Genomic DNA, 20930 nt, shown 5'->3' on the forward strand with positions numbered 1-20930 from the left:
GGCTTCCGCTGGACCATTCCGTGGCGAGCCTTCGCGTCGTCGACTTCCTCGTCGACGGACTGCGCAAGAACACGGCGGACGAGACACGGGTCGCGCAGGTGCTGTTCGGGCTCGGGGCGTACGTCGGGGAGGTTCTCGTCCGCCGTGCCGGCGGGACGTGGGTCGACTTCGACGCCGACGAACGCGCCTACTTCGGCCAGCCGGTCGGGGTGCGGATGCCGGACGGACGAGCCTGGAACCCCCTCGGCAAGGTACGCAACTGCTTCGCGGTGGGCAGCTCGGAGGAATCACTGCGCACGTTCTACCTGACCCTGCACGGCAGGGTTCGCAGGTCCGCTACTCCCCAGCGGTCCCGCCCGCCGGCCGATCCACTGCCGGGCAGCTCTGGCCGCGGTGCAGGAGACGCTGCCCGGCAGTCGCCCCCGCGGCGACCGCCCCAGCCCCACGGACGACGGCAGTCGGCCGGGCGAAAGTGAGGCAGTACGTGCCGCGACCAGGGCCCGGTTCAGTCCGTGCCGTCCGTGCTGCGGCCGGCGGGAAGGAGCTCGCGAATGTCGGCGGGCAGTGCTCCGGCCATCTTGTCCGTCAGCTCCGGAGTGAGGGCGGCGTCGAGCACCTCCAGCACAGCCGCGGCCTGCTGTACTGCCGAGTCGTCGTCCGTCGCCGCGCGGCCGGCGATGCGGCCGGTGAACGCGGTCAGGCCGAATCGCTCCCCCGAAGTGGCCGGATCGCCGTCGGCGGCGGGCTCCTGCGTCACCTGGCGCATGGCGGTGGCCAGGGCAGGGGGCAGCTGAGCGGCGATGTGGTCCCCCAGTGCGGACGGCAGCCGTTCGGCCAGTGTCTCCAGCACGGCCCGTGTCGCCTGTTCGGCCGACCCTCGGTCCGGCAGCTGAGCGAGGTCCTGCACTTTCCCGATCATCTCGTCGTGCTGCATGAGGTGACTGTCCTTCCTCATGGTGCCTTGTTGCGGGCAGAGCCAGGGCGGCCACCGGCCGGGTACCCGACGTGATGCCGCTACACAAGGCCGCCGGCATCCCGGTGCCCGGGGACCGCTCGGTCCGAGACGTCAAAGGAGGCCGAGGCGTCGGCGCCGCCGGGCCCCCACCGACGAGGCGGCTACTATGCACACTTCATGCCAGAAGCCGGAAGCGAAGGCGGACGGCCATGGAAAGCACGGCCAAAGGGACAGGTTGGCTCCGGAATGCTGAGACACGTCACCGCCACCCGCTACATCACGCCCCTGCGTGAGGGTGGCTCGCTCCCGGGACTGATCGAGGCCGACGACCTCGGGACGTACGTCCTGAAGTTCACCGGCGCCGGCCAGGGGCGCAAGACGCTCGTCGCCGAGGTGGTCTGCGGGGAACTCGCCCGCAGGCTGGGCCTTCGGGTGCCGCGGCTGGTGACGGTCGGCCTCGACCCCGTGCTCGGGCTCGGCGAGCCCGACCAGCAGGTGCAGGAACTGCTCAAGTCGAGCGGCGGCACCAACCTTGGCATGGACTTCCTCTCCGGCGCCCTCGGCTTCGACCCGCTCGCCTTCGAGGTCGGCTCCGCGGAGGCCGGGCGGATCGTGTGGTTCGACGCGCTGGTCAACAACGTCGACCGGTCCTGGCGCAATCCCAACCTGCTGTGCCGGCAGGGCGAGGTCTGGCTGGTCGACCACGGCGCGACCATGATCTGGCACCACAACTGGCCCGGCGCCGAGGCCTCCGCCGCCCGGCCCTACGACGCCTCGGACCACGCCCTCGCCCGCTTCGCTCCGGACATCCGCTCGGCCGCCGCCGCGCTCGCGCCCCTGGTCACCGAGGAACTCCTCGCCGAGGTCACCGCTGAGATCCCGGACGTCTGGCTGCTGGACGAACCCGGTTTCGCCACCCCCGACGACCTGCGCCGCGCCTACGCGCGGCCCCTGGTCGAGCGGGCCGCGACCATCCACGAGCGCGTCAGTACCGAGGGGGACCGGTGAGCGACCGCCACGTCTACGAGTACGCGCTGCTGCGCGTCGTCCCCCGCGTCGAGCGCGGGGAGTGCGTCAACGCCGGAGTACTCGTGTACTGCCGGGCCAGGTCCTACGTCGGTGTCCGCACCCACCTCGACGAGAACCGGCTGCTGGCCCTCGACCCGCACGTGGACCTGCCCGGCGTCCGCGCCGCGCTCCGTGCCGTAGAGGGCGTCTGCGCCGGCGGGGACGCGGCGGGGCAGGCGGCCGGCGACGATCCGGGGCGCCGTTTCCGCTGGCTGATCGCGCCCCGCTCCACGATCGTCCAGCCCGGCCCCGTCCACACCGGCCTCACCGGCGATCCGGCGGCCGAGACGGAACGGCTCCTCGAACTGCTGGTGCGGTAGGCGGCCCGCCTGCCCGGTGTCAGACGCGACGGCGGTGCCTGAGTACGAAGGCGGCGGCGATCGCGACGCCCGCCACGCCGGTCAGGCCGATGCCGATGTCCCTGCCGCTCGGGCCCGTGCCCGAGGCTCCGCCCAGTCCGCCCTGGGTGCCGAGCGTCGGCGTGGCCGCCGGCGACGTCGCGGGACCCGGCACGGCAGTGGTCGGTGCGGCTGTGGCGACCGGGGCCGGGGTGGTGGGACGCGGCTTGGAGGTCGCGGAGATGGTCGGCGGCGCGTCCCGACGCGGCGGCGCCCCACCGGCCGCGCCTCCGTCCGCCTCCCGGGCGGCACCGATCCCGGCCTGGTCGAGGCCCGTCTGACCGGGGACGGCCTGTTCGGTCCGGCCCTCTTCGGGGCGGTCCTGGCCGAATCCCGACTCACTGCTCCCGCCCTGGTCCGGGCGGTACTCCTCCAGCCCTGTCTCGTCGGGGCGGTACTCCTCGAGCCCGCCCTCACCGGGGCGGCCCGTGCCGGCTCCGGCTTCGCCGGTCCCTCCGTCGCTCGGCGGTCCGTCGTCGAGTGCGTCCGGCGAGAGTGCGTCCGGGGACAGCGCGTCGGGCGACCACGGGTCGGCGCCGCCCGGGTCGCTGTCGGAGACGGGCTGGACCGCCTTCTGGTGGGTGAGGGTCCAGGAATCCGGGTCCTGGGCGTGTGCGGGGTCGGCCAGCGGCACGATCGCGGCGATCGCGACGGCTATGCCTGCGGCACCGGTACGACGGCGCATGGACGCCTCCTTTCCGGCCACGAATGGCTCCGCTCCGACGCTAGGCGCGCGGCGGCACGGCGGCCCGCAGCGCTGGGCCGATCGGGCGAGCGCGGCACCGGGACCGGCGCTCGGCCGCCGGGGAATGGATCACACCGCACCGGTGTCCCGTTGACACCGGGTGCCAGGGCTTCTAGCGTCACGTCTGCGGAAGGTACTAAGCGGTCGCTCACCCAAGGTGAGGCCGTGGAATCCCGCACGGGCCGCATCCCCAGGACGAGGAGAAGCAGCAATGTCCACCACTGAGCAGCGGGTCGCCGTCGTCACCGGAGCCGCGCGCGGCATCGGTGCCGCCACGGCCGTACGACTGGCCGCCGAAGGCCGCGCCGTCGCCGTCATCGACCTCGACGAGGCCGCCTGCAAGGACACCGTCGAGAAGATCACCGCGGCCGGCGGCAAGGCCATCGCGGTCGGCTGTGACGTCTCCGACGAGGCGCAGGTCGAGGCGGCCGTCGCCCGGATCGCCGAGGAGCTGGGCGCGCCGACCATCCTCGTGAACAACGCGGGCGTGCTGCGCGACAACCTGCTGTTCAAGATGAGCGTCTCCGACTGGGACACCGTCATGAACGTGCACCTGCGCGGCGCCTTCCTGATGTCGAAGGCGTGCCAGAAGCACATGGTGGACGCCGGCTTCGGCCGCATCGTCAACCTGTCCTCGTCCTCCGCGCTCGGCAACCGCGGCCAGGTCAACTACTCCGCCGCCAAGGCCGGTCTGCAGGGCTTCACCAAGACCCTGGCCAAGGAGCTCGGCAAGTTCGGCGTCACCGCCAACGCCGTCGCCCCCGGTTTCATCGCCACCGAGATGACCAAGGCCACCGCCGACCGCGTCGGCATGGGCTTCGACGACTTCAAGGCCGCCGCCGCCACCCAGATCCCGGTCGCCCGGGTCGGCGAGCCCGACGACATCGCCAACGCCATCGCCTTCTTCACCGGCGAGGCGGCCGGATTCGTCTCCGGCCAGGTGCTGTACGTCGCCGGCGGACCGCTCGACTAGGGCGGGCGGAGACTAGGGAACACTGGGATTAGGGACCACTGACATGACTGAACTCCCCGCCCTCTCCGGCAAGGTCGCGCTCGTCACCGGCGCCAGCCGGGGCATCGGCTACGGCGTCGCCGAGGCGCTCGTCGCCCGCGGCGACCGCGTCTGCATCACCGGCCGCAACGAGGACACGCTGAAGGAGGCCGTCGACAAGCTCGGCGCCGACCGGGTCATCGGCGTCGCGGGCAAGGCGCACGACGAGGCCCACCAGGCCGTCGCCGTCGAGCGCACGATGGAGGCCTTCGGCCGCGTCGACTTCCTGGTCAACAACGCCGGCACCAACCCGGTCTTCGGGCCGATCGCCGACCTCGACCTGAACGTCGCGCGCAAGGTCTTCGAGACCAACGTGGTCTCGGCGCTCGGCTTCGCCCAGCGCACCTGGCACGCCTGGCAGAAGGACAACGGCGGCGCGATCGTCAACATCGCCTCTGTCGCTGGCCTGTCGCCCTCGCCCTTCATCGCCGCCTACGGCGTCAGCAAGGCCGCGCTGATCAACCTCACGGCTCAGCTGGCGCACGAGTTCGCGCCGGGAGTGCGGGTCAACGCGATCGCCCCGGCGGTCGTGAAGACCAAGTTCGCCGCCGCCCTGTACGAGGGCCGCGAGGAGGAGGCCGCGGCGGGCTACCCGCTGGGCCGGCTCGGCGTGCCCTCGGACATCGGTGGCGCCGCCGCCTTCCTCACCTCGGAGCAGTCCGCCTGGGTCACCGGTCAGACGCTCGTGGTGGACGGCGGGATCTTCCTCAACGCGGGCGTGGCCTGATCTCACCCCTCCCGCCCGCCGGAACACACACCCGGGACACGGGCGCCGTCGAACGACGACGACGCCCGTGTCCGCGTTTCGAGACCGCGGGGTGATGACAACGTAGTCATCGCCAAATGATCAAAACCCCTGTTCAGAAGGGGGTTCAGGTGGCGTGGGGCTGCGGTATGGTCTGCCGACCCTTGGTACGGCGGATCGAGGAGCGTGCGCGTGTTCAACCGGAACCGAGGCCTGCGGCGGATCGCGGCCATCGTGTCCATATCAACGCTGGTGACCGGGTGCGGCATCCTGTCGTCCGACAGTTCGGAGGACGAGGGGCCGATCGTGGTGGGCACGACCAGCGCACCCAGCACCCTCGACCCGGCGGCCTCCTGGGACGGCTCCTGGGAGCTGTTCCGCAACGTCTACCAGACGCTCCTCAGCTACCCCAACGGTGCGACCGCGCCCGAGCCCGACGCCGCCGAGAACTGCGCGTTCACCGACTCCACGAACCAGGTGTACCGCTGCGAGCTGCGCAAGGGCCTCACCTTCTCCAACGGGGAGCCGCTGGACGCCCAGGCGGTCAAGCACTCGATCGACCGGATCAAGGACATCAACGTCAACGGCGGCCCGGCCGGACTGCTGGGCACCCTCGACAGGGTCCAGGCACCGAGCGAGCGGGAAGTGGTCTTCCACCTCGACAAGCCCGACGCCACCTTCCCCTTCGTGCTCGCCACACCCGCCATGTCGATCGTCGAACCGGGCGGCTACCCGGCGGACGCCCTGCGCGAGGACGGCAAGATCGTCGGCTCGGGCCCGTACACGCTCCAGTCGTACGAGGACGGAGAACGGGCCGAACTCGTCCGCAACGACCGCTACAAGGGCTTCGCCGAGCGCCACAACAACGCGGTCACCATCCGCTACTTCGACGACTCCGCCGGCATGGTGAAGGCCCTGCGCGACGGGGACATCCACGTCACCTACCGGGGGCTGGCGGCCGACGACATCATCACGCTGCAGGGCAGGACCAGCAAGGACGAGGACCTCCAGCTGGTCGAGGGCAGCGGCACGGAGATCCGCTACCTCGTCTTCAACCCCGAGGACCCGTGGGCGGGCCGCAAGCAGGTGCGCCAGGCCGTCGCCCAGGTGATCGACCGGAACGCGATCGCCCACGAGATCTACCAGGACACCGTCGACCCGCTGTACTCGATGGTCCCCAAGGGCCTGACCGGTCACACCACGGGCTTCTTCGACGACTACGGCGACCCCAGCGTCGACAAGGCCCGCGAGATCCTCACCGACGCCGGCATCACCGAACCCGTCCCGCTCACCCTCTGGTACACGAGCGACCGCTACGGCTCGGAGACGGCGCTGGAGTTCAAGGAGATCAAGCGCCAGCTCGACGCCTCGGGCCTGTTCGACATCACGCTGAAGAGCCGGCCCTGGAAGACGTACGTCACCGGCTACCAGAAGGGCGAGTACCCGGTGTTCGGACGCGGCTGGTCGCCCGACTTCCCCGACGCGGAGAACTTCATCGCGCCCTTCGTCGGTGAGCAGAACGCGCTGGGGACGCCCTACCCGGCACCGGAGATCACCGGTGAGCTGCTGCCGCGCTCACGCCAGGAGAGCGACCGCGCCAACGTGGAGAAGGACTTCGAACGCGCGCAGCAGATCATCGTCGACGACGCGCGGCTGCTGCCGCTGTGGCAGGGCAAGCAGTACGTGGCCACCAGCACCGAGATCTCGGGCGCGGAGCGGGCCATGGACCCGTCGACGATCATGATGATGTGGCAGCTGTACCGCAAGACCAGCTGGTAGGCGCCGCGGTTCCCCCGGTGGGTGCGTCCGTTGTCAGTGGTCGCCGGTAGGTTCTTGAGGACTGGAAGCGACCGCACAGCGTAAGGAAGTTGACGTGACCGACATCGCCATGCTGCCCGAGTCCTGGCGCGAGGTGCTGGGCGGCGAACTGCAGGAGCCCTACTTCAAGGAGCTGATGGAGTTCGTCGAGGAGGAGCGGGCGAACGGCCCCGTCTACCCCCCGCGCGAGGAGGTCTTCGCCGCGCTGGAGGCCACGCCGTACGACCGGGTGAAGGTGCTGGTCCTCGGGCAGGACCCGTACCACGGCGAGGGACAGGGCCACGGGCTGTGCTTCTCGGTCCGGCCCGGCGTGAAGGTCCCGCCGTCCCTGCGCAACATCTACAAGGAGATGCACGCGGAGCTGGACACCCCGATCCCGGACAACGGCTACCTGATGCCGTGGGCCAAGCAGGGCGTCCTGCTGCTCAACGCGGTGCTCACGGTCCGGGCCGGCGAGGCGAACTCGCACAAGGCCCGCGGCTGGGAGCTGTTCACCGACGCGGTGATCCGCGCGGTGGCGAACCGGCCCGACCCGGCGGTGTTCGTCCTGTGGGGCAACTACGCGCAGAAGAAGCTGCCGCTGATCGACGAGGCGCGGCACGCGGTGGTCAAGGGCGCGCACCCCTCGCCGCTGTCGGCGAAGAAGTTCTTCGGTTCCCGCCCGTTCACGCAGATCAACGAGGCGGTCGCGGCGCAGGGCCACGAGGCGATCGACTGGACCATCCCGAACCTGGGCTGACTCGCGCGTTTCGGGCCACCTGACCGGGATTACCGGTATGTGCCGTTAGCGTCGTCGGGGACAGCCGACGACGGGCACGGAGGACGCGGTGGCCAAGGGACAGGAGCAGGCGGCGCCGGACGCCGTCCTGACGCGGATCGGGCAGGTCGCGATGCTGCACCACGCGGGTGACCGCGAGGAGGCCCGGCTCCGGTTCCTGAGCCTGTGGGCGGAGATCGGTGAGCACGGCGACCCGCTGCACCGCTGCACCCTCGCCCACTACCTGGCCGACACCCAGGACGACCCGGGTGACGAACTGGCCTGGGACCTGCGGGCTCTGTCGGCCGCCGAGGAACTGGCGGACGGCGCTCCGGCCGGCCGAGGCGGGGACGGGGGCGAGGGCGAGGGCGGCGAGCTGGCCGCGCGGGCCCTCTACCCCTCGCTGCATCTGAACCTGGCCGCCGACTACGACCGCCTCGGCCACCGCGAGGCCGCCCGGCTGCACCTGCGGCGCGCTCGCACGGCCGCCGGCGCCTTGGCGTTCGACCGTTACGGCGAGGGTGTGCGCGCGGCGATCGACCGGCTGGCCCGGCGCCTGGCCGACGCCGGGCCGACGGGCGACGCCGGGCCGCCCACGGACGGGCCCGACCGCCCCGACGGGTGGTGGGGGCCGCCGCGGCAACGGCCGTAGTCCGGCCGCCGGCGCAGGGCTCGCCCCGGCCTCAACGGCCGTACGTCCGGTCGCAGATGACCGCCTCGGGGCTGCCCGGACGCCAGCCGCCGTACTTCTTGCCCAGGGAGCAGATGTCCGCGTCCTTGCCGGTGTCGGCGCCGGGCGACCGCGGGACGTCGGGAACCACGGCACGGGGGTGCTCGGGCGCACGGGTCCGCTCCGGCGCCTCGGGGCGGGTCAGGGGCGGCTGGTGTCCCGGGCGGACCCGGGCGGTCGGCGGCTCGTGCTCCGGCGGGTCCGCCGGGGGTGTCGTACGGCGCGTCTCGTCGGCCGGGCGGTCCGGGGCCCGGGAGGGGCCGATCATCTCCAGGGCCTCGCGGGCCGGCGCCTGCACGACCCGTGGTTCGGCCGGACCGTCCGGACGCGGCGCGGTCGAGCGGGCGCCGGCTGCCGACGGGTCGGCCGCGGTCGGGCCCTGGACCGTCGTACAGCCGGTCAGGGCCGCGGCCACGGTCACCAGGAGAGCTGCGGTGGTCGTCGTTCGATGCACTCGCGCCACTCTGGCGGGTCGGGCCCCTGCCGCGACGGCGGACAGGCGGAGGTTGCCCCGCACGGGTGATCTCCGGCCCCGTACGGAGACCCGTGCACCGCCGGGGGTGACGTCAGTCGCCCGTGACGCCGTCGACGCGTTCGCGGAGCAGGTCGGCGTGCCCGTTGTGGCGCGCGTACTCCTCGATCATGTGGGTGTGGATCCAGCGCAGGGTGTAGCGCTCACCGGTGCGCCGGTGCTTGCCCCGGGTCGGTGCGTCGAGGGGAACGCCGGCCGCGTTGCGCCGGGCCGCCTCGATCTCGGCCTGCCAGGTGGCGTGGGCGTCCGCGTAGGTGTCCGACTCGGTCAGGCGGAACTCGCCGTCCGGGTCGGCGTCGGTGTAGTAGATGGGGCCGGCGTCCTCGTCGGCCAGCACTCTGCGGTACCAGCTGCGCTCCACCTCGGCCATATGCCGCACCAGTCCCATCAGGGACAGCGTGGAGGGCGCGACGGACGTGGTCCTGAGCTGGGCGTCGGTGAGGCCCTCGCACTTCCACGCGAGAGTCTGCCGGTGGTACTCCAGCCAGCCCTCCAGCATGGTGCGTTCGTCGGATTCGGGGGCGGGTTCGCGGCGCTCGGTCGTCATGGCGGCATCCTCGCTCACCCGGTGTCCCGCCCACCATCGGGTTTTCCGCCCAGCAGCCCGTCCAGCACCTCGCGCAACCCGGCCCGCACCTCGGCCAGGCCCGGAACCTCGGCGTGGAAGGACCCGGCCACGCAGCTGAACATCAGCCCGTCCGCCCACGCGACCAGCGACAGCACATGCCGGGCGGGGTGGGCCGAGCCCATGCCGGTGACGAGCGCGCCCAGCTGCTCCCGGAACCGGACGCCCGCCGCATCGAAGTGGGCCCGCAGTTCCGGGCGGCGCGTGGCCTCCAGGGCCAGTTCGTAGCGGGCCAGGGTCAGTTCGCGGTTCCGGGTCAGTGCCCGGTGTGTCGCCAGCGCCAGCGAGTCCACCAGGGCGTCGAGACCGGCCCGCGGGTCCGGCATCTCGTGCAGCGCCAGCACCCGCGCCTCCCGGTCGGCCAGGCGGCGCACCGCCAGTTCCAGGAGCGCCTGCCGGGTCCGCGCGATGTTGGAGGTGGAGCCCTGGGGGAGCGCGGCCGCCTCGTCGACCGCGCGGTGCGTGAGTCCGCGCATACCGCGCTCGGCGAGCAGCGCGAGAGCGGCGTCGGCGACGAGGTCGGCGCGGGAGGCGCCCGTGGGGGGCGCGGGGGGTGCGGTGCGTGCGGACATGAAGGCCAACCTACCTTCCGCACTACGGCTGTAGTACAGTCGAGTCGAAGGCTTCACTACATCTGTAGTGAGCAGTGGTGGGCCGGAGAAGGGACAGAGTCATGCCAGGCACGGAACGGGCCGTCGTGATCGGCGGCGGAATCGGCGGGCTGACCGCGGCGGCGGCCCTGCACCAGCGCGGTCTGCGCGTCACCGTCCTGGAGCGGGCCGCCTCGCTCCAGCCGATCGGCGCGGCGATCTCCCTGTCGCCCAACGCGCTGCGCGCCCTGGACGTCATCGGGCTCGGAGACGAGATCCGCGGCCTCGCCGCCTGGCAGGGCGACGGAGGACTGCGCACACCGGGCGGACGCTGGCTCTCCCGCTCGAACGCCGAGGCCGCCGCGGCACGGTTCGGCGGTCCGCTGGTGCTGCTGCACCGGGCCACGCTCATCGACCGTCTCGCCGCGCTGCTGCCGGCGGACGCCGTCCGCACGGCCGCCGACACGCGGCTCACCGACCCCGGCGACCGCGACCGGCCGGCACGCGTGCGCACCCCGGACGGCGAGCTGGAGGCCGACCTGGTCGTCGCGGCCGACGGCATCCACTCCGGCGCGCGCGGCACGCTGTTCCCGCACCATCCGGGTCCCGTCTACTCCGGCTTCACCACCTGGCGGGTGGTGATCCCGGTCCCCGGCGCCGACTTCGCCTCGCACGAGACGTGGGGCCGGGGCCGCATCTGGGGCACGCATCCGCTCAAGGACGGCCGGGTCTACGCCTACGCCGCCGCCGTCGCCCCGGCGGGCGGGCACGCGTCCGACGAGAAGGCCGAGCTGCTGCACCGGTACGGCGACTGGCACGACCCCATCCCCGCCGTCCTCGCCGCCGCCCGCCCCGAGGACGTCCTGCGCCACGACGTGCACCACATCACCGAGCCGCTGCCCGCCTACCACCAAGGCAGGGTCGCCCTCGTCGGCGACGCCGCGCACGCCATGCCGCCCACCCTCGGCCAGGGCGGCAACCAGGCGATCGAGGACGCGATCGTGCTCGCCCACCACTGCGACGACCTCGCCGCCTACACGGCAGCGCGCCTGCCCCGTACCACCGCCGTCGCCCGCCAGGCCGTGAAGGTCGCCCGCCTCAACCTGATGACCGGCCGGGCCGGCACCGCCGTACGCGACACCGCGATCGCCGCGCTCTCCAAGGCCGGACCCGCCCTCTTCCTGCGGAGCTTCGACGGCATCGCCGACTGGCGGCCCCCGCAACCCCCGTATGCTTCCCGGCAGACCCAGGCAGGCGAGCGTTAGAGGAGCACACCCCGTGAAGGTCGGCGTCATCGGACTCGGCGACATCGCGCAGAAGGCCTACCTGCCGGTGCTCGCCGTCCTGCCCGGGGTGGAACTGCACCTGCAGACCCGCACCCCCGCCACGCTCACCCGGGTCGGCGAGAAGCTGCGCCTCCCGCCGGAGCGGCTCCACGCCGACCTCGACGCACTCCTGGCCGCGGGCCTCGACGCCGCCTTCGTGCACGCGCCGACCGCCGTCCACCCCGAGATCGTGACCCGGCTGCTCGAAGCGGGCGTGCCGACCTACGTCGACAAGCCGCTCGCCTACGAACTCGCCGACTCCGAGCGCCTGGTCGCCCTCGCCGAGGAGCGCGGCACCAGCCTCGCCGTCGGCTTCAACCGGCGCCACGCCCCCGGCTACGCGCAGTGCGCCGAGCACCCGCGCGAGCTGATCCTCATGCAGAAGAACCGGACGGGCCTGCCCGAGGACCCCCGCACGATGGTCCTCGACGACTTCATCCACGTCGTCGACACGCTCCGCTTCCTGGCGCCGGGCCCGGTCGACGACGTCACCGTGCGCGCCCGCGTCCGGGACGGCCTGCTCCACCACGTCGTCCTCCAGCTCGCCGGGGACGGTTTCACCGCCCTCGGAGTCATGAACCGGCTCAGCGGCTCGGCGGAGGAGATCCTCGAGGTCTCCGGCCAGGACACCAAACGCCAGGTGGTCAACCTCGCCGAGGTGATCGACCACAAGGGCCAGCCGACCGTGCGGCGGCGCGGCGACTGGGTCCCGGTGGCCCGGCAGCGCGGCATCGAGCAGGCGGTGCTCGTCTTCCTGGACGCGGTGCGCGCCGGCAAGGTGCTCAGCGCCCGGGACGCGCTGGAGACCCATGAGCTGTGTGAGCGGGTGGTACGCGCGGTCCACGAGCGTTCCGCCTGAACCGCACCGCCCGTACGCCCTCGCCGGCGCCCCAGGCCGCGAGGATCAGCAGCGACGCGTGCAGCGTCCAGTCGCCGAAGCGTACGTACGGCGTCGTCCCGTGCGTCACCGGGACCTCGTACACCCGCGACTCGCTCGCTTCCGTACCGAGCCACGAACCGATCCGCGCGCCGTTCGCGTCGTAGACGGCCGAGACGCCGGTCAGCGTGGAGTGCACCATCGGCCGGCCGGTCTCGGCGGCCCGCAGGGCGGCGAGCGAGGCGTGCTGCTCCGGCGCCCAGGTGTGCTGGAAGGTCGACGTCGACGACTGGGCGAGCAGCACCTCGGCGCCGTCGGCGGCGAGCCGGCGGCTCATGTCGGGAAACGCGCTCTCGAAGCACACCATCGGCCCGACCCGCAGCCCGTCCCCGACGTCCATCACCACCTGCTCACTGCCCCGCCGCCGGTCCTCGCCCGCCGCCTCGCCCACCGAGGTGGCCCAGCCCAGCAGGGAGCGCGCCGGGACGTACTCCCCGAAGGGGACGAGCCGCATCTTGTCGTACCGGTCGCCGGTCGGTCCGCCGGGGCCGACGAGTACCGAGCTCTTGTAGATACCCGGCTTGTCCGAGCGCCGCGCGTCCACGTTGACCAGGATGTCCGCGCCGGTCTCCCGCGACAGCGCCGCGAGCCGCCGCGACAGGTCGGGGCGGTCGTCCAGGTCGAAGCCGACGCTGCTCTCGCCCCACACGATCAGGTCGAGATCCCGGCCGGCGAGCCCGCGGGTCAGCTCCTCCTCGCGGTCGAAACGGCGGTCGGCGCTCTCCGCCCCGGCGACGACGCCCGGCTGCACCACACCGATCGCCACCCGCTCACCGCCTTCGGGGCGCGGGGACCAGACCCAGGCGGCGGAGGTCGCGGCGGCGGTGGCCAGGAGCCCGGCGAGGGCGGGCACCCGGGCCCGGCGGACGGCGACGAGCACCGCCACGGCGACGTTGACGGCCACCACCAGGAAGCTCAGCAGCCACACCCCGCCCACCGAGGCGAGGCGGAGCGCCGGCGCCACCTGCCACTGACTCGCGCCGAGCACGCCCCACGGACCGCCGAGCCCCTCCCAGGAGCGGACCAGTTCCACCGCCAGCCAGCCCGACGGCAGCACCACGAGCGCCGCCGCCACCCGGCCGGCCGAGGGCGCCCCGCCCAGCATCCGGCGCACCAGCCAGCCCCAGGGCGCCCACAGCGCGCCGAGCAGCGTGGCGACGACGAACGTGAACACGTGCAGGTTGGGCAGCAGCCAGTGGTGCATGGCGAGCATGAATCCGAAGCCGCCGCACCACCCGTCGTACAGGGCGCGCTTCCCGCTCGGCGCGGCGCGGGCCAGCAGCAGCCAGGGCACCAGGGCGATCCAGGCCCACCACCACAGGGCCGGGCCCGGAAAGGCAAGCACGGGCAGCGCGCCGGCGAGTACGGCGGCGGCCGAGCGGCGCCACGGGGAGGCGAGCCAGTGACCGAGCGTCTTCATGGGCGCCTCCCTACCCCGTCGTCCCTTCAGTGTGCGCTCTCGACGAGGGCGGATTCAGTTGATCACATCGGATCTCCGCGCCCCGTGAAGCGCGACCTGGGCCTAGGATGATCGATGATCGATCAAAAGCCGGGACCCTTCTTCCCGGCCCTCGCTCGCTGGAGGTCTCATGTCACGTCCCATCACGGTGGTCACCGGTGGCAGCCGGGGCATCGGTGCCGCGACCTGTCTGCGGCTCGCGGCCGACGGGCACGACGTCGTCGTGGGCTATGTGCGGGACGCCTCGGCCGCCGAGGCGGTCGTGGCCGGGGTGCGCGAGGCGGGCGGCCGCGGCCTCGCGGTGCGGGCGGACACCTCGGCCGAGTCCGACGTCGAGCGGCTCTTCGAGGTGGCTCAGGAGCGGCTCGGCCCGGTGGCGGGCCTGGTCAACAACGCGGCGGTGACCGGTCCGCTCGGCCGTCTCGCCGACAGCGACACCGCGACCCTGCGCCGGGTCCTCGACGTCAACCTGCTGGGTGTGCTGCTGTGCTCCCGCCGCGCCGCACAGCTGATGACGGCGCGGGGCGGCGGCGTGATCGTGAACGTGTCGTCGGGCGCCGCGACCATCGGCAGTCCGGGGGAGTACGTCCACTACGCGGCGAGCAAGGCGGGCGTCGACGCCCTCACCGTGGGGCTGTCCAAGGAGCTCGGACCGGACGGGATCCGCGTCAACGCCGTCGCGCCCGGGGTCACCGACACCGAGATGCACGCGGCCATGGGCGATCCGGAACGCGCCCGGCGGATGGGCGCCGCCGTACCGTTGGGCCGCCCCGGCCGGGCGGAGGAGATCGCCGCGGCGATCTCCTGGCTGATGTCGCCGGACGCCTCGTACACGACGGGGGCGGTGCTGCGGGTGGCCGGCGGACGCTGACGTCCGGCCCGGGTCCGCTCAGGCCGCCTCGATGACCTCGCCGCGGATCGCGGTGGCCCATTCGACCACCAGCAGCTCGTACTCCACGCGCTCCTGTGCCGACAGGGTCCCGCCCGCTCGCCGCCACAGGGCACGGATCTGATCGTTCAGCTCCGCCGCGGACCGCACGGAACCAGGAGTCACGGAATCGGGGGACATGCGGACAAGCCTAGGGGTACGCACTGACAGTGCGCTACCGGACGGCTACGGAAACGGGTGGGGTCAGCCGGCCGACTCCGCGGCGTGCGGGCTCAGGACGCCCGCGAAGACCAGGACGATGATGACGATGCCGAGGGCGATCCGGTACCAGACGAACGGCATGAAGCTCTTGGTCGAGATGAACTTCATGAACCACGCGATCACCGCGTACCCGGTGGCGAAGGCGATGATCGTCGCGAAGAGCGTCGGGCCCCAGGAGACGTGGTCGCTCTCCATCGCGTCGCTCAGCTCGAACAAGCCGGAGGCCAGCACCGCCGGGATGGCGAGCAGGAAGGAGTACCGGGCCGCGGCCTCGCGCCGGTAGCCCATGAAGAGGCCGCCGCTGATGGTCGCCCCGGAGCGGGAGACGCCGGGGACGAGGGCCATGGCCTGGCAGAGGCCGTAGATCAGGCCGTCCCGGACGCTCAGGTCCGTCAGTTCCTTGCGCTGCTGCGGCGCGCGGTGCCGGCCGCCCTTCTCGTCCCGCGCGGCCCTGCGGTCCGCGATGCCGATGATCACGCCGACGACGATCAGCATGGTCGCGGTGATCCGCAGGTCGCGGAACGGTCCCTCGATCTGGTCCTTCAGCGTCAGCCCCAGCACACCGATCGGGATCGAGCCGACGATCACCAGCCAGCCCATGCGGGCGTCGGGGTCGTGGCGCATCTCCTTGTTCGTCAGCGACCGCGTCCAGGCGGAGAGGATCCGCCCGATGTCCTTGCGGAAGTAGATGAGCACGGCGGCCTCGGTGCCGATCTGAGTGATCGCGGTGAAGGCCGCGCCCGGGTCGTGCCAGCCGGAGAAAGCCGCGGTCAGGCGCAGGTGCGCGCTGGAGGACACGGGAAGGAACTCGGTCAGCCCCTGGACGAGTCCGAGGATGAGTGATTCAAACCAAGACATGAAGTTACGGAGTCCAAGTGCCGATCGAAAACGGGCATGGACACACCGAACCGCCGTGCGGTGATCAGGATCAGGCGTGTCGAGGGGCAGCGTAGCGCCCCAAAGTGAAGATCAGCCCACAGGGAGCTGAAGGCCTCCGGGAGCTTTCCGTCAGTGCCCGCGCAGCCGGTGCCGCTTGCGCCAGGCCACCACCGCGCCCGCCAGCCCCGGCAGCGCGATGCAGGCCAGCGCGATCAGGAAGGCCGGCGAGGTCGGCGTCGAGGCGCGGGCGCCGGCCACGACGTAGGCGGCGGTGTTGGGGATCGAGCCGAGCCCCGTCGCCAGCAGGAAGGGCAGCAGCCCCATGCGGGAGACCGCCGCGCAGTAGTTGGCGGCGGCGAAGGGCACACCAGGGAACAGCCGTGCCGCCAGCATCGAGCGGAAACCGTGCCGGCTCAGTTGCCCGTCCGCGGCCTTCAGCCACTTGCCCCGCAGCAGCGGGCGCAGTGCCTCCTGACCCAGCATCCGGCCGAGGCAGAAGGCGATCCCCGCGCCGAGCACCGTTCCCGCCAGCGCCGAGGCGAGGCCGAGCTGGGAGCCGAACAGGGCGCCGGCGGCCAGGTTCAGCAGCGGACGCGGTACGAACGCGACGGTGCACAGCCCGTACGCCACCGCGTACGCGACCGCCGCCGCGAGTCCGCCGAGCTGCGGGGGCCAGCCGTCGGTCAGCAACTGCTGCGGCTGGAACAGCAGGACCATCGTGGCGGCGGAGGCCAGCAGCAGGACGAGCAGGGAGAGCCGGGACCACGGAGAGAGCAGAACTCTCGTCACGCGGGCGGCGATACCGGCCGGTGGGACCGGCCCGGCGGCCGTGGCGACGGCGAGCTCTGTCGCGGCGGTCCGGGGAGAGACCGTGGCGGTGCCCCCAGAGCGGGTGGTGGCATCGAACATCCGGTGACACTAACCGACACATGTGTGTGATCGCCGTATGGTGCGTCTCATGAGCGTCACAGCCAGGGAAGTGCCGGACGTGCCGCGCAGCTCCTACGCGGACACCGTGACGGAGCGGCTGACCGCCGTGTACGGCGCCGCGGCCGAACCCGAACGGGCCGCCGGCATGCGGGCGTACATGAAGGACGTCGCTCCCTTCCTGGGGCTGACCTCGCCCGTTCGCCGCGCCCTGACCCGCACCGTCCTGCAGGGAACACCCCGTCCGGCGGAGGCGGACCTCACCGCCGTGGCGCTCCGCTGCTGGCGGCTGCCCGAGCGCGAGTACCAGTACTTCGCCGTCGACCTCCTGCGCCGTCATGTGACGCATTGCTCTTCCGGATTCCTGCCCGTGGTCCGGCATCTGCTCACCACGGTGCCGTGGTGGGACACCGTCGACCCGCTCGCGGCGCACGTCGTCGGCGGGCTGGTCGCGGCCGACCGCGGCCTCACCGCCGACATGGACGCCTGGAGCGCGCACGAGGACATGTGGCTGGTCCGCACGGCGCTGCTCCACCAACTGCGGTACAAGGAACACACCGACACCGACCGGCTCTTCGGCTACTGCCTGCGCCAGTGCGGCCACGGCGACTTCTTCGTCCGCAAGGCCATCGGCTGGAGCCTGCGGGAGTACGCCAAGACCGATCCGGACGCCGTACGCGCCTTCGTGGCCGAACACCACTCGCGCCTCGCGCCGCTGTCCGTGCGGGAGGCGCTGCGGAACATCGGCCCGTAGCGGACCGGGACGGCACGCTGCGAACTTCCGTGCCGCCGAAAACCATTCGACCCCGGGCAGCGCGTCGGCGATGATCGGCGTCATGTTCCGGCACGCCTTCCACCTCACAGCATCCGCGGTCGCGGATGCCTCGAAGGCTGCCGTCATCCTCTTCCCGGCAGCCGTCGACGGCGCCCGAAGCTGACCCTCCCCGGATCGTCCGGCGGACCCCGCAGGGGGAGGGTCGGCCACCCCCCTGGGGTCCCGCCACCGCCACGAGGCTTCGAGGAACCGCCATGTCCAAGACGGCGTACGTCCGCACCAAACCGCACCTCAACATCGGCACGATGGGCCACGTCGACCACGGCAAGACCACCCTGACCGCCGCCATCACCAAGGTCCTCGCCGAGCGCGGCGCCGGCACGTTCGTGCCGTTCGACCGCATCGACCGCGCCCCCGAGGAGGCGGCGCGCGGCATCACGATCAACATCGCGCACGTCGAGTACGAGACCGACACCCGGCACTACGCGCACGTCGACATGCCCGGCCACGCCGACTACGTCAAGAACATGGTCACCGGCGCCGCCCAGCTCGACGGGGCGATCCTGGTCGTCTCCGCGCTGGACGGGATCATGCCGCAGACCGCCGAACACGTCCTGCTGGCCCGCCAGGTGGGCGTCGACCACATCGTCGTCGCCCTCAACAAGGCCGACGCCGTCGACGACGGCGAGGACGCGGTGCTCGCCGACCTCGTGGAGCTGGAGGTCCGCGAGCTGCTGACCGCGCACGGTTACGGCGGGGACGCCGTGCCCGTCGTACGGGTCTCGGGGCTGAAGGCGCTGGAGGGCGACCCGCGGTGGACGGCGTCCGTGGAGGCGCTGCTCGACGCCGTGGACACATACGTGCCCATGCCCGAGCGGTACCTGGACGCGCCGTTCCTCCTGCCGGTGGAGAACGTGCTCACCATCACCGGCCGCGGCACGGTCGTCACCGGCGCCGTCGAGCGCGGCACGGTCCGCGTCGGCGACCGCGTCGAGGTGCTCGGCGCGTCCGTCGAGACGGTCGTCACCGGTCTGGAGACCTTCGGCAAGCCGATGGAGGAGGCCCAGGCCGGGGACAACGTGGCGCTGCTGCTGCGCGGCGTCGCCCGCGACACGGTGCGCCGGGGACACGTGGTCGCCGCACCCGGCACCGTCGTACCGGCACGGCGGTTCACGGCGCGGGTGTACGTGCTGTCGGCGCGCGAGGGCGGGCGTTCGACGCCCGTCGCCACGGGCTACCGGCCGCAGTTCTACATCCGGACCGCCGACGTGGTCGGGGACGTGGACCTCGGTGAGGCGGCCGTCGCCCGGCCCGGGGACACGGTCACGATGACCGTGGAGCTGGGGCGGGAGGTGCCGCTGGAGACCGGGCTCGGGTTCGCCGTCCGTGAGGGCGGGCGGACCGTGGGGGCGGGCACCGTGACGGCCGTCGCCTGAGGCGGCCCCCGGGCACGGGCGGCGCGTGACACGGCCGGCTCCCGACGCGGCCGTGGGGTTGGCACAATGGGCAGGTGAACGAAGCCATACCCGTCACCCGCGTCACCGACCACGGCACCGCCAAGCTCATGCCCGACGTCGACCGGGAACGGGCCTGGCTGCTCACCGTCGACGGGGCTCCGCAGTCCTACGTCGACCTGGACGAGCCGGCGCACCTGGAGTTCGAGTACACGCGCCGGCTCGGCCACGTGCTGGACACGGTCGCCGAGCCGGCGCGCGCACTGGACGTGCTGCACCTGGGCGGTGGCGCGTTCACCCTGCCCCGGTACCTGGCCGCGACCCGGCCCGGTTCCCGGCAGGACGTCGTGGAGGCCGACCGGGGACTGCTGGACATGGTCGCCGAGCACCTGCCCCTTCCGGACGGCGCGGGGGTCACCGCCCACCGCGCCGATGCCCGCGCCTGGCTGGAAGCCGCCCCCGAGGACTCGGCCGACGTCCTGGTCGCCGACGTCTTCGGGGGCTCACGGGTGCCCGCGCACCTGACCTCCGTCGGCTACGCCCGTGCGGCGGCCCGCGTCCTGCGCGCCGACGGCGTGTACGTGGCCAACCTGGCCGACACGGCGCCGTTCGGCTTCCTGCGCTCCCAACTGGCGACGTTCGCCACGCTCTTCGCGGAGCTGGCGATCATCGCCGAACCGGGTGTGCTGCGCGGACGCCGCTTCGGCAACGTCGTCCTCGTCGCCGCGCACCGGCCCCTGGACACGGCGGCGCTGGCCAGACGCACCGCCGCCGACGCCTTCCCGGCCAGGGTCGAGCACGGGCCCGCCCTGCGGGACTTCACCGGCGACGCGCGGCCGGTGCCGGAGGAGGACGCGGTGCCCTCTCCCGTGCCTCCCGCGGGGGCGTTCGGCATCGGCTGAGTGCCGTACGCGGCGCCCGGCGCCGGGTGGCCGCCGGATGCCTACGACTCGGTCGGCGGCTCCTCGGTGAGGCGGACGGTGCTCAGGATCTTCTGGATCGTCGCCTCCGGCACCTCCTCCTTGACGCCCTTGGCGCCGTACAGGTTCCAGGTGACGAAGTCGCCCGCGCCGTTCTTGAAGGCGAAGGTGATCGCCTTGCCCTCGGTGTCGCACTTCCCCTTCTGGGGCGTGCCCTCGGAGTGCGCCGTGATGACGCTGCCCTCGAGTCCGGAGGCGGTCGTGTACGCCTTCGGCTTGCCGTACTTGACGCTCTTCTTGTCCGGCTGGGTGTAACCGCCGAAGATCCACCACGGCACCCGGGTCTCGGCCGCCATGTTCGCGTCCTTGGCGCCGTTCTCCCCGCGCGTACCGGCGGTGGCGAGGGCGGTGCTCTCCTTGCGGCCGTCCTTGTTCTCGTCCGTCGTGCACCACTCGGACTTGAGGTAGGCCGGGGCGGTGACCGTGGTCCGGTCGAGCTTGCCGTCCTCCTTCTCCCACTCGAAACCGACGCTGGTGTCGGTGCTGTCGAGCTCCCAGTCGGCCGGCACGTCGAACATGGTGCCGAAGCGCGGGTTGGCGACGACTTGCCAGCCCTCGACGGTCGGCTTCAGCTCGCCGCCGCCGCGCGGGTTCTCGTCGGAGCCGGAAGCGCTCGGATCGGCGGTCGGGGACTGCGACTTCTCCGTGGACGCGGTCGCGGTCGGCTTCTTGTCCTTGCCGTCGTCGGCCTGGTCGTCCTTGTCACCGCCCAGCACCAGGAATCCGGTGACCCCGGCGGCCACCACGACCGCGAGCGCCGCGACGATCGCGACCACCTTGGTCCGGTTCCCGCCACCGCCACCGCTGCCGCCGGTCGTTGCCATCGGAGTGGTGACGGGCTGCGGCGTGCTCCACTGCTGCTGCCCGTACGCGCCGGGCTGCTGCTGGTAGCCGGGCTGCTGGTACGGATTCGGCTGCTGGTACCCCGGCTGCTGGTACGGGTTGCCCTGCGGATGGTTCGGCGGGTTGTTCTGCGGGTTCTGCTCGCCCCCGGGCGGCTGCTGTCCTGGCCACATGAGCAGTCACCCTA

24 protein-coding genes are annotated in these 20930 nt (G+C 72.5%); 14 read left to right on the forward strand and 10 right to left on the reverse strand.

All coding sequences use genetic code 11. The features are described 5' to 3' along the window. The first annotated feature begins 20 nt into the window (after positions 1-20). Complete coding sequence (locus ACFW47_RS26225) at positions 21-476, forward strand: hypothetical protein (protein WP_386285644.1); 456 nt, start codon at positions 21-23, stop codon at positions 474-476. 29 nt (positions 477-505) lie between these two features. On the opposite strand, the gene ACFW47_RS26230 is transcribed toward ACFW47_RS26225, so the two are convergent. After that, positions 506-934: a DUF2267 domain-containing protein gene (locus ACFW47_RS26230; protein WP_386285642.1), complete on the reverse strand. Its 429-nt coding sequence runs from the start codon at positions 932-934 to the stop codon at positions 506-508. Positions 935-1201: 267 nt separating this feature from the next. Between ACFW47_RS26230 and ACFW47_RS26235 the strand changes: the two genes are divergently transcribed. Then, the gene (locus tag ACFW47_RS26235) at positions 1202-1963 is read left to right on the forward strand and encodes a HipA family kinase (protein ID WP_386285640.1); all 762 of its coding nucleotides are present in this window, start codon (positions 1202-1204) and stop codon (positions 1961-1963) included. Next, the gene (locus tag ACFW47_RS26240; RefSeq protein WP_386285638.1) at positions 1960-2343 is read left to right on the forward strand and encodes a DUF3037 domain-containing protein; all 384 of its coding nucleotides are present in this window, start codon (positions 1960-1962) and stop codon (positions 2341-2343) included. The genes ACFW47_RS26235 and ACFW47_RS26240 overlap by 4 nt, the downstream gene beginning before the upstream one ends. Positions 2344-2362: 19 nt before the next feature. Here ACFW47_RS26240 and ACFW47_RS26245 read toward each other — a convergent pair whose 3' ends face one another. Then, a complete protein-coding gene (locus tag ACFW47_RS26245) occupies positions 2363-3106 on the reverse strand; it encodes a hypothetical protein (protein WP_386307319.1) in 744 nt (247 codons plus the stop codon). 271 nt (positions 3107-3377) lie between these two features. On the opposite strand from ACFW47_RS26245, the gene fabG reads away from it, so the two are divergent. From fabG to ACFW47_RS26270, 5 genes are all read left to right on the forward strand, one after another. Next, positions 3378-4139: a 3-oxoacyl-ACP reductase FabG gene (gene fabG / locus ACFW47_RS26250; RefSeq protein ID WP_386307321.1), complete on the forward strand. Its 762-nt coding sequence runs from the start codon at positions 3378-3380 to the stop codon at positions 4137-4139. 43 nt (positions 4140-4182) lie between these two features. Then, entirely contained in the window at positions 4183-4944 is a 762-nt protein-coding gene (locus ACFW47_RS26255; RefSeq protein ID WP_386285632.1) for an SDR family oxidoreductase, read from the forward strand. 210 nt (positions 4945-5154) lie between these two features. Continuing rightward, entirely contained in the window at positions 5155-6741 is a 1587-nt protein-coding gene (locus ACFW47_RS26260) for an ABC transporter substrate-binding protein (RefSeq protein WP_386285630.1), read from the forward strand. A gap of 94 nt (positions 6742-6835) precedes the next feature. Then, complete coding sequence (gene ung, locus ACFW47_RS26265) at positions 6836-7519, forward strand: uracil-DNA glycosylase (protein ID WP_386285628.1); 684 nt, start codon at positions 6836-6838, stop codon at positions 7517-7519. Between the two features lie 88 nt (positions 7520-7607). Continuing rightward, positions 7608-8189 carry a hypothetical protein gene (locus ACFW47_RS26270; protein ID WP_386285626.1) on the forward strand — a complete coding sequence of 194 codons (582 nt, stop codon included), beginning with the start codon at positions 7608-7610 and terminating at the stop codon, positions 8187-8189. A gap of 31 nt (positions 8190-8220) precedes the next feature. On the opposite strand, the gene ACFW47_RS26275 is transcribed toward ACFW47_RS26270, so the two are convergent. The 3 genes from ACFW47_RS26275 to ACFW47_RS26285 form a co-directional block, all read right to left on the reverse strand. Continuing rightward, a complete protein-coding gene (locus ACFW47_RS26275) occupies positions 8221-8721 on the reverse strand; it encodes a hypothetical protein (protein WP_386307322.1) in 501 nt (166 codons plus the stop codon). A gap of 112 nt (positions 8722-8833) precedes the next feature. After that, positions 8834-9346, reverse strand: coding sequence for a DinB family protein (locus ACFW47_RS26280; RefSeq protein ID WP_386307323.1), 513 nt, complete (start codon positions 9344-9346; stop codon positions 8834-8836). A gap of 14 nt (positions 9347-9360) precedes the next feature. Continuing rightward, positions 9361-9996 carry a TetR/AcrR family transcriptional regulator gene (locus ACFW47_RS26285; protein WP_386307325.1) on the reverse strand — a complete coding sequence of 212 codons (636 nt, stop codon included), beginning with the start codon at positions 9994-9996 and terminating at the stop codon, positions 9361-9363. Positions 9997-10097: 101 nt separating this feature from the next. Between ACFW47_RS26285 and ACFW47_RS26290 the strand changes: the two genes are divergently transcribed. Together ACFW47_RS26290 and ACFW47_RS26295 are read left to right on the forward strand one after the other, a co-directional pair. Then, positions 10098-11279, forward strand: a complete 1182-nt coding sequence (locus ACFW47_RS26290) for an FAD-dependent monooxygenase (RefSeq protein ID WP_386285618.1) — start codon at positions 10098-10100, stop codon at positions 11277-11279. Between the two features lie 13 nt (positions 11280-11292). Then, positions 11293-12198, forward strand: coding sequence for a Gfo/Idh/MocA family protein (locus ACFW47_RS26295; protein ID WP_386307327.1), 906 nt, complete (start codon positions 11293-11295; stop codon positions 12196-12198). Here ACFW47_RS26295 and lnt read toward each other — a convergent pair. Continuing rightward, positions 12122-13696 (reverse strand): apolipoprotein N-acyltransferase, encoded by a 1575-nt coding sequence (gene lnt, locus ACFW47_RS26300; RefSeq protein WP_386307328.1) that lies wholly within the window; start codon positions 13694-13696, stop codon positions 12122-12124. The genes ACFW47_RS26295 and lnt overlap by 77 nt on opposite strands. 169 nt (positions 13697-13865) lie before the next feature. Between lnt and ACFW47_RS26305 the strand changes: the two genes are divergently transcribed. Beyond that, entirely contained in the window at positions 13866-14606 is a 741-nt protein-coding gene (locus ACFW47_RS26305; protein WP_386285612.1) for an SDR family oxidoreductase, read from the forward strand. A gap of 18 nt (positions 14607-14624) precedes the next feature. Here the strand turns inward: ACFW47_RS26305 and ACFW47_RS26310 are convergent, their stop codons facing one another. The 3 genes from ACFW47_RS26310 to ACFW47_RS26320 form a co-directional block, all read right to left on the reverse strand. Continuing rightward, positions 14625-14804, reverse strand: a complete 180-nt coding sequence (locus ACFW47_RS26310; RefSeq protein ID WP_073731417.1) for a hypothetical protein — start codon at positions 14802-14804, stop codon at positions 14625-14627. A gap of 63 nt (positions 14805-14867) precedes the next feature. Next, positions 14868-15743 carry an undecaprenyl-diphosphate phosphatase gene (locus ACFW47_RS26315; RefSeq protein WP_386285610.1) on the reverse strand — a complete coding sequence of 292 codons (876 nt, stop codon included), beginning with the start codon at positions 15741-15743 and terminating at the stop codon, positions 14868-14870. Between the two features lie 150 nt (positions 15744-15893). Then, positions 15894-16673 (reverse strand): TVP38/TMEM64 family protein, encoded by a 780-nt coding sequence (locus ACFW47_RS26320; protein ID WP_386307330.1) that lies wholly within the window; start codon positions 16671-16673, stop codon positions 15894-15896. 49 nt (positions 16674-16722) lie between these two features. On the opposite strand from ACFW47_RS26320, the gene ACFW47_RS26325 reads away from it, so the two are divergent. From ACFW47_RS26325 to ACFW47_RS26335, 3 genes are all read left to right on the forward strand, one after another. Beyond that, the gene (locus ACFW47_RS26325) at positions 16723-17445 is read left to right on the forward strand and encodes a DNA alkylation repair protein (RefSeq protein ID WP_386285606.1); all 723 of its coding nucleotides are present in this window, start codon (positions 16723-16725) and stop codon (positions 17443-17445) included. 275 nt (positions 17446-17720) lie between these two features. Then, a complete protein-coding gene (tuf, locus tag ACFW47_RS26330) occupies positions 17721-18902 on the forward strand; it encodes an elongation factor Tu (protein WP_386285604.1) in 1182 nt (393 codons plus the stop codon). A 74-nt stretch (positions 18903-18976) separates the two neighbouring features. Further along, positions 18977-19822 (forward strand): spermidine synthase, encoded by an 846-nt coding sequence (locus ACFW47_RS26335; protein ID WP_386285602.1) that lies wholly within the window; start codon positions 18977-18979, stop codon positions 19820-19822. 41 nt (positions 19823-19863) lie between these two features. Here ACFW47_RS26335 and ACFW47_RS26340 read toward each other — a convergent pair whose 3' ends face one another. After that, positions 19864-20916 carry a hypothetical protein gene (locus tag ACFW47_RS26340; protein WP_386285600.1) on the reverse strand — a complete coding sequence of 351 codons (1053 nt, stop codon included), beginning with the start codon at positions 20914-20916 and terminating at the stop codon, positions 19864-19866. Positions 20917-20930 lie beyond the last annotated feature (14 nt).

This window comes from Streptomyces sp. NPDC058796 (assembly GCF_042745235.1).
Lineage (GTDB): Bacteria > Actinomycetota > Actinomycetes > Streptomycetales > Streptomycetaceae > Streptomyces.

Bases quoted from the DNA above. Each gene is read 5' to 3' on its own strand.
- ACFW47_RS26340 (WP_386285600.1), bottom strand. From the start codon at position 20,916: ATGTGGCCAGGACAGCAGCCGCCCGGGGGCGAGCAGAACCCGCAGAAC.
- ACFW47_RS26315 (WP_386285610.1), bottom strand. From the start codon at position 15,743: ATGTCTTGGTTTGAATCACTCATCCTCGGACTCGTCCAGGGGCTGACC.
- ACFW47_RS26325 (WP_386285606.1), top strand. From the start codon at position 16,723: ATGAGCGTCACAGCCAGGGAAGTGCCGGACGTGCCGCGCAGCTCCTAC.
- ACFW47_RS26305 (WP_386285612.1), top strand. From the start codon at position 13,866: ATGTCACGTCCCATCACGGTGGTCACCGGTGGCAGCCGGGGCATCGGT.
- tuf (WP_386285604.1), top strand. From the start codon at position 17,721: ATGTCCAAGACGGCGTACGTCCGCACCAAACCGCACCTCAACATCGGC.
- ACFW47_RS26290 (WP_386285618.1), top strand. From the start codon at position 10,098: ATGCCAGGCACGGAACGGGCCGTCGTGATCGGCGGCGGAATCGGCGGG.
- ACFW47_RS26280 (WP_386307323.1), bottom strand. From the start codon at position 9,346: ATGACGACCGAGCGCCGCGAACCCGCCCCCGAATCCGACGAACGCACC.
- ACFW47_RS26310 (WP_073731417.1), bottom strand. From the start codon at position 14,804: ATGTCCCCCGATTCCGTGACTCCTGGTTCCGTGCGGTCCGCGGCGGAG.
- fabG (WP_386307321.1), top strand. From the start codon at position 3,378: ATGTCCACCACTGAGCAGCGGGTCGCCGTCGTCACCGGAGCCGCGCGC.
- ACFW47_RS26255 (WP_386285632.1), top strand. From the start codon at position 4,183: ATGACTGAACTCCCCGCCCTCTCCGGCAAGGTCGCGCTCGTCACCGGC.
- ACFW47_RS26320 (WP_386307330.1), bottom strand. From the start codon at position 16,673: ATGTTCGATGCCACCACCCGCTCTGGGGGCACCGCCACGGTCTCTCCC.
- ACFW47_RS26230 (WP_386285642.1), bottom strand. From the start codon at position 934: ATGCAGCACGACGAGATGATCGGGAAAGTGCAGGACCTCGCTCAGCTG.
- ACFW47_RS26245 (WP_386307319.1), bottom strand. From the start codon at position 3,106: ATGCGCCGTCGTACCGGTGCCGCAGGCATAGCCGTCGCGATCGCCGCG.
- lnt (WP_386307328.1), bottom strand. From the start codon at position 13,696: ATGAAGACGCTCGGTCACTGGCTCGCCTCCCCGTGGCGCCGCTCGGCC.
- ACFW47_RS26235 (WP_386285640.1), top strand. From the start codon at position 1,202: ATGCTGAGACACGTCACCGCCACCCGCTACATCACGCCCCTGCGTGAG.
- ACFW47_RS26285 (WP_386307325.1), bottom strand. From the start codon at position 9,996: ATGTCCGCACGCACCGCACCCCCCGCGCCCCCCACGGGCGCCTCCCGC.